9 protein-coding genes and 1 pseudogene are annotated in these 12,499 nt (G+C 42.8%); 9 read left to right on the plus strand and 1 reads right to left on the minus strand.

The window, feature by feature from the left end:
* Positions 1 to 244, minus strand: a pseudogene (locus V5G28_RS09975) (hypothetical protein); the annotation flags it as partial.
* Positions 245 to 447: 203 nt separating this feature from the next.
* Here V5G28_RS09975 and V5G28_RS09980 point away from each other — a divergent pair.
* The 9 genes from V5G28_RS09980 (at position 448) to V5G28_RS10020 (ending at position 12,499) form a co-directional block, all read left to right on the plus strand.
* The gene (locus tag V5G28_RS09980; RefSeq protein ID WP_336230223.1) at positions 448 to 2,100 is read left to right on the plus strand and encodes an ATP-binding protein; all 1,653 of its coding nucleotides are present in this window, start codon (positions 448 to 450) and stop codon (positions 2,098 to 2,100) included.
* A gap of 640 nt (positions 2,101 to 2,740) precedes the next feature.
* Positions 2,741 to 3,271 (plus strand): DUF192 domain-containing protein, encoded by a 531-nt coding sequence (locus V5G28_RS09985; RefSeq protein ID WP_041042310.1) that lies wholly within the window; start codon positions 2,741 to 2,743, stop codon positions 3,269 to 3,271.
* Positions 3,272 to 3,816: 545 nt separating this feature from the next.
* Positions 3,817 to 4,431, plus strand: a complete 615-nt coding sequence (locus V5G28_RS09990) for a hypothetical protein (RefSeq protein WP_336230224.1) — start codon at positions 3,817 to 3,819, stop codon at positions 4,429 to 4,431.
* 152 nt (positions 4,432 to 4,583) lie between these two features.
* Positions 4,584 to 4,922 (plus strand): hypothetical protein, encoded by a 339-nt coding sequence (locus V5G28_RS09995; RefSeq protein WP_041042033.1) that lies wholly within the window; start codon positions 4,584 to 4,586, stop codon positions 4,920 to 4,922.
* Positions 4,923 to 4,958: 36 nt separating this feature from the next.
* Positions 4,959 to 7,874 (plus strand): hypothetical protein, encoded by a 2,916-nt coding sequence (locus V5G28_RS10000; protein ID WP_336230226.1) that lies wholly within the window; start codon positions 4,959 to 4,961, stop codon positions 7,872 to 7,874.
* A 38-nt stretch (positions 7,875 to 7,912) separates the two neighbouring features.
* Positions 7,913 to 8,659 (plus strand): hypothetical protein, encoded by a 747-nt coding sequence (locus tag V5G28_RS10005; protein ID WP_336230227.1) that lies wholly within the window; start codon positions 7,913 to 7,915, stop codon positions 8,657 to 8,659.
* A gap of 117 nt (positions 8,660 to 8,776) precedes the next feature.
* The gene (locus tag V5G28_RS10010; RefSeq protein ID WP_336230228.1) at positions 8,777 to 9,925 is read left to right on the plus strand and encodes a hypothetical protein; all 1,149 of its coding nucleotides are present in this window, start codon (positions 8,777 to 8,779) and stop codon (positions 9,923 to 9,925) included.
* Between the two features lie 6 nt (positions 9,926 to 9,931).
* Positions 9,932 to 10,714, plus strand: a complete 783-nt coding sequence (locus tag V5G28_RS10015; RefSeq protein WP_336230230.1) for a hypothetical protein — start codon at positions 9,932 to 9,934, stop codon at positions 10,712 to 10,714.
* Between the two features lie 39 nt (positions 10,715 to 10,753).
* The gene (locus V5G28_RS10020) at positions 10,754 to 12,499 is read left to right on the plus strand and encodes a TrbI/VirB10 family protein (protein WP_336230231.1); all 1,746 of its coding nucleotides are present in this window, start codon (positions 10,754 to 10,756) and stop codon (positions 12,497 to 12,499) included.

Below are 12,499 nucleotides of genomic sequence, written 5' to 3' on the forward strand. Positions count from 1 at the left end.
CTGATAATGGTTCAACAATCAGGAAATCAGCCGTAAACGGTAGTCGATGTCCGTCCGGGAACATCACCTGCTGCGGAAAAACTATCTCACCGAAATAATGTTTAAGAACATTTTCAAACAACCCCTCACTTGCCCCAATAGGAGCATCGCCTTGTCCGGAAGGAAAGACTAAAGGGGTAAATTGTTTTCTTATGCGAACTAACTCTGGAATAAAAACAATAGGATATTCTGGTGTTTTTGACATACTTGCACTACCCCTTACAAACGGAAGGAAAACAACTCTCCGCAATTCTCCACTCTCACAGCTGGGCTGCACAACTTATCAAAAACTGAAAATCAACCAACTTTTTTCTGATGTTGATGGTATGAAAATCAGAAATTTATCAGCTGTAATCAAATATCCCTTCTGGATAGGATAGCTTTTGAGCACGCCAAAAAGCAACTTACATGAAATCCAGCTTTGATTGCCTTGAAGAACTCCTCAGCAATAACCATCCGATTATCGCCTGCGAATCTCCCCTCCAAGAACGTCACCGTCTCCTCGTCCATATTGCTGCTTACTGCCAAAAAAATAGTAAAAACAGTTACATATGGAATTTGAATGAGTCCAGTATTAAGGAACTAGCCGTAAACGTACAAGGAAGTCTTGTTCTGCGGGAATTCAACGACTATCAACCAGTAACAAAGCGAAATAAAGAAGACTATTTTCAGGTACTTAACTTCTGGAAAGAGTATTCTGGTAAAGGAATATTAATCCTTGAAAATATATTTTATTGGATTCAAGAAAAAACTCCGAAAACAACCGAATTTTTCCTGATATCAGAATGGATGAAATCGTCGTTAATTCACCTAATAGTTAATAACGAAGATAGCGGCAAAACTACTATAATACTAGGACCAAATGCTGATATAACAAGTGAAATTGCGGCTCTTATACCTCTATGGACGCAAGAACTACCAGATACACAAGAAATTGTTGACAATTTAAGTACTAGTAAAATTCTCTCTTCAACATATACAGACCAAGACTGGTTGGAAATTGCTAAGAGTAGTGCTGGGTTGTACATATCCGATATAATTTCCTGTCTCAAGGATATTAAAAAAACTTACCATTTAGAAAACTCGTATCTAGAAAACTCAAAAGAAATAGCAAAACGGATGCTATCGAAAAAAATTCAATTGCTTAACCGCTTGTATGATATTGAGTTTTTACCCCCACCAAAAGTACCACTCGGTGGGTTAGAACTCATGCAGCAGTCATTCAAAAAGTTCAAGCGACTCCTCACCCCGTATGCCAAACAATACAACCTGCGCGTACCCAAAGGCATTATGCTGGTTGGTCCCCCCGGTACTGGCAAGTCGCACTCGGCAAAAGCCTGCTCCCAAAATATGGGAATTCCTCTGATCATAGTAGATTGGAGTAATTTCAGAAGTTTTGGTAATCAAGCAGAAAGTAAACTTAAACGCCTATTGAGGCTAGCAGATAGGCTCAACCAAGTCATTTTGTACTTCGACGACTTTGATAAAGGTTTTGCCGGGGATGATGACCTAGCAAAAAGGCTTGCTAGTCAACTTTTGACCTGGATGCAAGAAAGAACATCTGATGTAGTAGTCATTGCCTCTGTCAACCGGATGGAATGGTTACCACCCGAACTCACCCGCGCCGGACGATTCGACTACTTATTTAAAGTAGACTTACCTAATAACGGGGAAAGACATACCATCTTTAAGCTTCATGCCGCCCGGTTTGACAAGCGCTTTCATCAGGGGGGTGATCCTTGGAGCGAGGACGAGTGGAGACGTATCCTTAAAGCTACCAATCGTTGTGTGGGGGCAGAAATCCAAACAATCGTCGAACGCGCTGCCGCCACCATATTTTGCGACATGACAGCAGAGGATACCCATACCGAATCAGAACTCCCATCCCTAGAATTAACTATCGAAGCACTACTTGAAGAACGCCGCCAAATCCACCCGCTTGCCATCCGTGAAGCAGATAGAGTTGAATCGATGCGTAATAAAGCAGACCAACAAGCTTTACCTAGCAGCCCTCGAGATGAAAGCAAGTTTGCTGTTGGAAACATCGATATTTTCAGCTAGCACACATGATACACCAGCATTCCGGGAGCGTCAGTCGTCAGAAGTCAGAATTGAGAATACTCCAACCATAAAGGGATGGAGTTTTAGGAAGGAAGAGTATTTAACCGAAGAACTCAGGTGTCAGTCGCCAGAAGCGGAGCCGGAGACGCTCCGCCTCCGGTCAGAATGAACGCCCGTAGCGACTGGTGACGACAACAGAAGTGCAGGAGGTGAGACCAGTGCTGCAGGAGGGTTTCCCGCTCTCACGGCAACTGGCTCTCCCGTTGGGGTTAGCCCGACCTAGGCATCTGGCGTTGGCGTAGCCTCTCCGGAGGAGATACCCGAAGGGCGGATGAGTAGTGGGGTCGCGCATCCCCACCGTCTGTACGGTGTCTTCACTCTCGTTGGAGTTTAAATCCCCAACGCAAGTGATTCTGATTTCTGAATTCTGAATTCTGGTTTAATACTGATTTTGCTCCTTACAGGAGGAGGTTTTCAACCAACAACCGATACTATTCGTACAGAATTCATGACAGATTCTGACTCCTGACGACTGAGTTCTTGTTCATAAATAAGGGAAAAGTTTCATCATGTTTGGGTTAAGCATATCCAAAACATTCCACAGTTCATGACGTTTGCCATTTCTAACCTATTTAAAATTATGGAAGTTACAAGACAAACCACTCAAACTAAAGGCGCACAAACTCCAGAAAAAAGTCTATTCTTCAAAATTCTAAATGTCGCTGGACCAATTGCTGGTTTCATTGCTGCCCTCTCACCTCTACCACTCTACTTTTGGACTCGCCAGCCCCAGTATCTACCTATTAGTGCAACCTTTACCAGTAACAATCAAATAGTTCAACTCGAACTAGCAGACGATAGAGAAGAGTATGCCCACGGACTCAAATTTCGTGACTCGATTCCCAAGAATCAAGGAATGTTATTTGTACTTAACAAACCTGAGAAAGTTAAACTTTGGATGAAGGATACGCATATTCCCCTAGATATGGTGTTCCTGACCAATGGAGTTATTAAATCAATCGTAGAGGTAGCCACCCCTTGCAAAACCAAAACCTGTCCTAACTACGATTCAGTTTACCCTGTCAACCAAGTTATCGAACTACCTGCTGGCAGTACAAAAACTCTTGACCTCAAGGTTGGAAAGAAAATTCAGTTGAATTTTCTAAACTGAACTTCCCCTGGGTAACTTTGTCCAGATTTCTCTAAGCGGTTTCTTGGTTCACTGACTATTTCCTCCTATGGGCGAGGTTGCCGGGGTAAGAGCGAGGTACACCCCTCAAAACGATTAGCTACTCTAATCTGTTTTGAGGGGTGTCCGAGTTCTTGCCTATCTCCGTCCTGATCCAAAATGGTAAAAATCCCTCGTGCTTAGCTCGAACGCTTGGCCGATACTTTGGGCTATGCTGCCTAAATGGATAAAGCCGAGCTTAAACAAAATTGGGCAACCTTCCCCTTGTACAGGTTTTTTCCAGGGGGCGAAGCGGAGGAAATCATTACTTGAAATATTTGGAATTGTCAATAATTTATTTCTGATTTTTGTTCAACACTTCATTAGTAAAAACATTGTCTAAAAGCAGAAATTTATTAGATGTTTCTCCAGGCATAATCTTCATAGAATAGGTTTACAAGCCAAAAGGCTAAAAACTTTTCAACACCGCTCATCTTTTCTGCGACTTTCTGTTCTTTTATTCTGCAAATCGCCTACTTTTGTTATTTATGAGAACACACTACGAAACCGAATTTGACAACGACCCCGTTCCCAGCTACGAACAAGAATACGGATATCCTGTTTCAGCGAGACGTCGCCGTACTTGGAAAGAAAATGGCACAATCGCGGGTTTGATGGCTGTTGGTACCGGATTGATGATTGTGGATATCTCAATCCACAACATGGTTATGGCATCACTCGCATTTGCTACTGCCATCGTCGCATTAATGCCCAAAAAAGCAAACAGCCTGCTTTCTAACTTTGAGAAATGGCAGCGCAAGTACGGCATCAACATTTACACAATCATGTTTTGCTTGGTAGGTGTGGTATTCCTGCTGGATATGTCAGTTGCACCAGCCAGCGCGCAATTCATGAACAGTGCTGAAAAATTCTTTACAGATGATAAGTACTTCCCTGGTATTGATAAAAAAGTAACTGGTTTCATTTTCGCAGTACTGCGCGGTCTGTTCCTTATTTATCTCGCTATCGGTCTTATCCGAGTCGTCCAAGCAGCCAGAAATGATGAAGATTGGCAGACCATTGCCCGTACTCCAATTATTATTGCAATCACCATAGTTGTTGGCGATATCCTCGCTGGGCTAGTAGTCGGTGGCGGCGGCTAAACACAACGCAGGACAGCCAACCCAGCTAAGGCTTGATTAGTAAGCTGTCGGCTATACAATTTTCCTACCCCATAGCCTTGCTGTAAGGACTTCAACTTACAAAAAGTGCAACTTGTAGACGCGACAGCTTATCACTCCTACTTGAATCAAATATGCCTAGAGACAGAGAATTCCGTACCGTTAACCGAGTCTTAGGTGACCAACCCCGCCTCGGTCCATTTCCCGCCGACCAAATTGTTCCTTGGAGTGCGATCGCCCTGATCATGTATGTAGTAGTCCAAGGATTTCTTCAAGCAGGTGTGCTTGCAACAGGAATATCAATTGCCTGGGGATGGGCAACTTGGTGGACAGTCACATCAAATAAAGCTTTCTTAGGTAAGTTTGTCGGTACTCCCCGTATCACTCGCGGATATAAACCCTTCGTTTCATTGGTTAATCCACTCCAAAGCGAACCAAGGAAAAAACCCGCTTCTAAGCGCAAACGCAAATAACTTTTCCTTTTTAATTAACGCATATATTATACCGCCATGACTTCGACTAAATCAACCAAGCCGAAAGATAAACTTGGCAGACAATCCCTCGAAACCGAACAATTAGGAGTAGTCAAAAATCTTACCCCGTTTGAAGATATCACCCACCTAGCAGGGATTGCAAGTATCTCACTTGGTGGTCGTAAAAATATTGGTGCACTCATTCTCAAGAAGAAGGAAGATATCCAAATCAGATTTTGCTTTGATATCCAAGGTATTCACCCATCCCTTCCAGAAGAACAAATCCTACCTATATTTGAAAATATCGAGGGCGGACTCAAAGAATTACCCGAACGCGAAACCTTAACAATCCACATTGGCTCATTTACCTCGGATACCTTCCGACAACAAGAATTAAAGAAAATCGAAAAAGAATGCGACCTCGAACAGCTAACATTACTTATGAGGTCAGAACGTCTGCGAACACGCGAACTTACTCAAGCAGGGGTACGTAAAAATAAGTTTCTCCGCTTCTGGTGTACTTATACTGTACTTGCAACTGAAAACAGCAAAAGCAATGACCCCATCGAGAAAACTATCAAACAACTACAAACCTATTGGCAAGGATTTACTGGGGAAATCCATTCTGTACGTCACCAGAGAATCGAAACCATTCTGCGGGATAGCTTCACCTCTGGATTCCAAATGTGGGAGCAAATTATTTCCAACACAATGGGATTAAACGCCAAAGTACTAAAAGCAGGTGATATTTGGGAAGTCATCTGGAATCAATTCAACCGTAGTGAAGTACCACCCATTCCCAACCCCCTTATCCTTGATGAAGCAGGGCTTAGGGAAGAACAAACTAGCGATTTTCATATCAAACACCTAGTTCTGGAAAACGAACAATCAGTTCCCTTCCTTGACCGTGGTTGGGTTAAGCTTCAAGATAAGTATATCGGTGTGCTGCAATTTAGCGAGAAACCCCAAGGATGGGTTGATGAATACGACCAACTACGATACCTCTGGGAAGTCATATCTAAAGAAAAAATCTCCGACACGGAAATTATCTGCCAGCTATCCAAAGCAAATCAAGGGCTAGCAAAAACAGCTTTACAACGCATAACCAAACAGTCAATTACATCTAGTGCCATGTCTGCTGATAAAGGCTCTATCGATGTTAAGGCTAACATGAACATTGAAGAAGCTGTACGGGCACAAGAAACTATCCTGAGAGGTTCTATCCCCATCCACACAGCGGTTGTTTTTTGTATCCATCGTCACACTCGTTCTCAACTAGATGAAGCTTGCAAATATCTGTCTAGCTGCTTTCTACGACCAGCGGTAGTTGATAGAGAGGTAGAATACACATGGAAAACTTGGCTGCAAACAATACCTATTATTTGGGAGAATTTACTAACAAAGCCATTTAACCGCCGCCTTCCATATTTCTCTTGTGAAGTACCAGGAATCATGCCTTTAGTACGCACCGCCACAGGTGATAAAAATGGGTTTGAACTTATCGCCGAAGAGGGAGGAACACCCGTACATCTCGACTTGTACAATCAGCATAAAAACTTAGCTGTGTTTGGTACTACCCGTGCTGGTAAATCTGTACTAGTAGCAGGATTATTAACACCAGCCCTGGCACAAGGTATCCCCGTTATCGCCCTGGACTATCCCAAGCCTGATGGGAGTTCCACATTTACCGACTATACCAAATTCATGGGAACAGAAGGGGCGTATTTTGATATTAGCAAAGAATCAAACAATTTATTTGAATTACCCGATTTGAGGGGGTATGAACCTGAAGTTATTAAGGAGCGAATGACTGATTTCAAGGATTTTTTGAAATCAACACTCCTGACAATGGTACTAGGGACAAACCCGATAGGAGTCAGTCCCACAATGATATCAAATATCGAGAGTATTATTACAATTGCAATTGAAACATTCTTTAATGATGATGATATCAAGCTTCGGTATAAACTCGCTCTAGAAAATGGAGTAGTCACAACCGAATGGGCAGATATACCAACTCTTAAAGATTTCTACAATTACTGCTCACCGGGATTTATTAAGCTGGATTCCATTGCTAATAATAGTAAGGAAATTCTTGATGCATTAGACCACATTAGGTTACGATTAAAGTTCTGGTTAAATTCACGAGTTGGTCAATCAATTGCCAACCCATCTAGCTTTAGAACTGATGCCAGACTACTCGTATTTGCACTGCGTTCACTTTCTTCAGAAGCAGATGCAGCAGTCCTCGCACTCAGCGCTTATGCAGCTGCCTTGCGTCGTGCCTTATCATCTAAAGCAAGTATCTTCTTCCTTGACGAAGCACCGATTCTCTTTTCTTTCGAGTCAATTGCCGAACTCATTGGAAGACTCTGTGCTAACGGTGCAAAAGCTGGTATACGTGTGATTTTATCAGCACAAGAGCCAGAAAGTATATTTCATAGTAAATCTGCTGACAAAATATTCGCGAATATTACTACACGGTTGATAGGGAGAATTCAAACATCGGCAGTAGACCCGTTTGTTAACCGATTCAAATACCCATCAGAAATTATCTCACGCAATAGTACCGAAGCTTTTTTCCCGAAACAAGAAAGTATTTACTCACAGTGGTTACTTGATGATAATGGCAAACTCACCTTCTGTCGTTATTATCCTGCTTATTGCTTACTTGCAGCAGTAGCAAACAACCCAAACGAGCAAGAACTACGGACTCTATTCCTCAAAAAATATGCCAAGAATCTAATGCTTGGAATGGTGAGGTTTACGGAAGTTTACGTACAGATGATTCGAGGAGATGAGTTAAGCCAAGAAGCTAAAGAACTACTGGAAATACTGGATAACAATAACGGCACGCAATTAAAGCTAGTACAAACTATAGAAGAAAAATTAACTAATAATCAGGTTAATCTACCTGATGAAAAATCAATAATTCCTAAACAAGTGGCTTAGTTTTTATTGCCACGTTAGTTAATTTATCCAGCAAATGTATGAAATTCAAGTTAAAGTTGAAACCAACTAAAGTAGTTATAATCGGGTCAGCAATTGGTCTTGTGACTCTCTTCGGTGCAACCCCCAGTTATGCCTTCTCAGTTAAAGATTTCTTTCATGGGATTTTAGGCGAACTCAATAGCTATTTTGAACAAACCAAAAGCGAACTGACCGCAGTGATAAATGAAAGCTGGGGTGGGATGAAAGGGGAAGCAAAAACTGCTACCAACAATGCAACCGGAACTATGGGTTTACCAGATCCTGTAAAAAGTGCAGACAAACTCAAAAACCAACTTAAAGGCAAGGGTAACTGGAACGAAAGCAATACTGTCGAGGGTGCAGTTTTTGCTGGTAACGAACTGGAACGCGAAACCACCCGTGCTACAGTTGAAAGCGTTTTGGGAGAAAAAGGGCAAGAACGCACCAAGAAGGAAATTGAAGCAACCCAACAAACAGTAGCCGACGCGCAAGATTTGGCAAACCAAGCTCAAGGTATGGATGCTTCGCAGAATATCCTCAAGGTAATCGCTGCTCAAAATGCCCAAATTGTCTCAATGTTGGGACAGTCCCGCACTGATGGACTGCAACAAAGGCATGATGCACAGCAAACTAACCTCATGTTATCCCAAATCGCTGAACAAAGCGCAAGCGATCGCCGCCGTCAAAACTTAATAATGGACGGCATAACTGCCCAATACATGGAAATCAGCGGGTTTAGCTCTCTCAAAACGACTGCTGGTAAATAGTTTGTTGTAAACGGTCATGCGGACACTCCCTTCAAGTTAGGAAACTCGCCCACAGGGGTGTCCTCTCTATTGCAGAGATGGCACCCTCGCCACCAGCCACCAAGTCATCAAAGCACCATGTTAGAACATCTCGTAATTGCAACCGATCCATTTTTTGGACAAGACATTCTCGAAAATGCTGCTGGGGGAGCGCAACTCGTAGCAGAGGGATTTAACGAACTTTGGCAAGAAACCCTCAACGGTAACTTGTATGGCTCGATGTGCAAAGTTGGTCAGTTCTTTGCGCTCGCGACTCTCACCCTTTTTATGGTCGAATTAGGCAAAAACTGGATAAATCAAGAGGACATGAAAGCTCTTTCCAGTTGGATATGGCCCATTATAGTTGTCGGGCTACTAACTAGCAATGGCGCATTACTCAGAAGTGGGACACTCGCCATACGCGGATATATTAATACTGTCAATAATGATATTCTCGAATTTACCGCTGCTGGAGCAAATCTAGAAGTAGCGTTTAACCGAGCCGTCGCCAATATTGCCCTCCAACAGCAAGTCGGAGCAGCAATGGAAAGATGTCGCTCAATTCCAGGTAACACTAGTGATTCAATTGCTTGCTTGCAACGAGCAGAAGCCGAACTCAAAACATCTGCACCGAAATTGTTTCATGGAGTTGCCCCCGACAGCGGTAGCTGGGAATTTAACCCCTTAAAAAGTTTGTCAGATGCTGCATACGCACTCGAAAGTCTCTCCCCCGGTCAAATTGCCGAAAAAATAGGTAACTCCATCACCAGTGCCATTGGTTCGATGATAACAGGGTTTGTTGCGGTCATCCTTCTGGCTCTAAACAATGCTTACCAATGGGGAATTGAGTTCACAATGCTTTTAACCGCTTTACTTGGTCCATTAGCAGTTGGCGGTTCGCTACTTCCCTTTGGCGCTAAACCCATTTTCGCTTGGTTAACTGGTTATTTTTCAGTTGGAATGGCGAAACTTTGCTTCAACATCATTATTGGGTTATGCGGACAACTCATTGCCAATTCTGAACAAAACCAACCAATGATTTTCTTATTATTTGTGGGATTGGTTTCTCCTATTCTTGCATCTGCATTAGCCGCTGGTGGTGGACTTGCTGTTTGGACGGGACTAGGTAAAGTTACATCATTTGGCTCTGAAATTGCAGCAGGAATTGCCACTGGTGGAGCAAGCACAGCAGCAACAGTAGCTATCAATACCACAAAACTTATCGCTTCAAAAACCAGGAACAGATAATCAACCATGCTCAAACCAAAATCAAAATCACAGCCACTTCGCCTCCTCAGTTACGGACAATCTACATCAGCACCAGTTGCAATTACAACTACAGTAGGCGCAGCAGCAGGCATACTCTCTCTTCTCTTACAATTTGTCAATTTTGGAGCACATTCTGCTGCTGCCAAATATATGAAAGGTATGACATTTGTACAACTCCAAGATGGAACAACCGCAGCAGCTAAAACTCTTGGTCCTGGAGAAAGAACTAACGAAACTGTGAAAACTTTTGTCACCAATAGCATGGTGAAGTTATTCAACTGGGATGGAATTATCAACACCGACGAAAATGGTAAGCTCATTCAAAAAGTTGATAAGGGAGTAGAAATCGAAACCGAAAATGGAGGTAGAAGGAAAATTCCCAGTGATGTTTGGTCAGCAGCATTTACTTTATCTGAAAACCAAGATTTTCGTGCCAGCTTCCTCAAAAAACTAGCTGAAACAATTCCTGAAGGCATACTCTCTGGGCAAGGTACCGTCACACTCGTCACCAACTACATCTCTGAACCGAGAAAAATATCCTCAGGCAAGTGGGAAGTTGATATTATCGCCAGTTTAGTTACGTTTAATGGCGAAAGAAACAAAAGTAAAGGTTTACCTTTTAATAAAACAATAACTGTTGCAGCAGTAGATACACCACAGAATCCACCTCAAACTACTGATATTGCTCAAAAAGTATACCAAGCTAGACTTTCTGGTTTAGAAATTATTCAAATTGTCGATTATGAACTCGGTAAAAAGAAAATATAGCCAGAAAAATTAACTATTAGTAAATATTTTACAATAATTATGTTACAGTTCCAATCTGACAATCAAAACAAGGTTAATAATAACGGGAATTTACAACAAGCTAATTCTGTTGATGCACTCTTACCGTTAGATGAAGAATTAGTGACAAATCCCGAATCTGAAGAGAAATTAGAAGAATTAGAAGAGGGGGAAGAGGAAGAAAACCCCGCAGCCGTTCAAACTAAACACGACTTTGTAACTTCTCCCTGGTCAAGACTTGGTATTATTGGAGGTGCATTTGGAGTAGGTTTTCTAGTCATGTTTGTCGTCCTTAACGGCATGATGAACAGTGGCAGCAATACTGCCCAAACTCCAGTTGTACTCTCCTCTCCTACTCCCACATCCACACCATCCGAAGAGAAAGATGGGGATGTTTACGCAAAACTAGCACTGCAAAAGCAACAGCAAGAACTTGAAACACTCAACGGTAAAGAGGAAGAAACTAAAGACAATAATACTGAACAAGAAACTGCAAATACAGAAAAACAAGCTTTAGCTACCACTGACACAAATACTAACAAAACTGCAAGCCAAACTAGAGTTACTCCCCAACAAACACCTCTTAAAAGACAGGTATATCAGGAACCAAACCCCGAAGGCGAATACAGACTAAGGCGCAGTGCAGTACTCGCATCTCGTTCCATCGAACCCAAAAGCGCTACTGCAACTTTCCCTCGAATAACCTTACCAATTAGTAAAAATAATACTGCTCCCGCACGCACAATCTCATCACTCAGCCCTCTTCGTATATCAGAAACACCAAAAAACCCCCTCGCCGAACTCGAACGCCTGCGTAACTTAGGAAGTATCGGTAGGGTTGAATATGCCAGCGCTAACAACACTACCGTTGCAAGCAAGGTAAGTGAAGAAGAAGTACTCAATAGCGATGAAACACCCCGTCGCCGTCGCCGCAACCGTCGCAGTGAAACAAGCGAAACAAGCGTTGAAAACACAATCAACAGTACACCCAACAACACAGGGGAGGTTGAAGAACTGCGTCCCCGGTGGGAACCAACTCGCAATACAGCCAAGTTTACTGCATCTTATAGCAAGCAAACCCAACTCGCTTCTGTTAACTACTTGAGTGATGAAGCCCAAATTTTAGAGGAAAGACAAACTCAATATTTAGTAGTAGGTTCTTCTGCAAGCGCTACCTTGGTTACTCCCCTGATACTTGCCCAAGGCAGTACAAATAACAATATCAGGTTTGTTGCTCGGCTAGATGAACCAATCAAAAGTAATACAGGTGGAATAGCCATCCCTGCTGGCACCCAGGTAGCAGTTGCAATGACTGGTGTAGATAGTGGATTTAATATCACCGCCCAAGTCAGCGCCATACTCAAAGATGGTACTGAATACCCCATCTCCCCCGGCGCAATCTCAATCCTGGGTAAAGGTAACAACCCCCTTATTGCCCGTCCCTACAAAGGTAAGGGGGGTGAAATCGCTCTTGGTGACGCCACTCTCGGTACTATCGCCGGACTTGCAAAGGTGGGGGAAATTATCAACCAGCCTGAAGAAATAACCGAAGATTTACTGTTCGGTGGTAGTCGCACCCGTTCTAGAGGCAATAACCGCAATATCGCAGGTGCATTTTTACAAGGTGCATTCGGCAAAGTTGCTGAAACTATGGGCAGCCGCACTCAAAAGGCTACTAGTGAAATTACCAGCCGTCCCAACATCTGGTATGTACCTGCTAATACCAAAATTTCTATTGTCGTCAATCGCTCTATCAAACTGTATTAA

Origin of the sequence: Scytonema sp. PRP1, from assembly GCF_036697665.2 — a bacterium.
Classification (GTDB): Bacteria; Cyanobacteriota; Cyanobacteriia; order Cyanobacteriales; family Nostocaceae; genus Kalymmatonema; species Kalymmatonema gypsitolerans.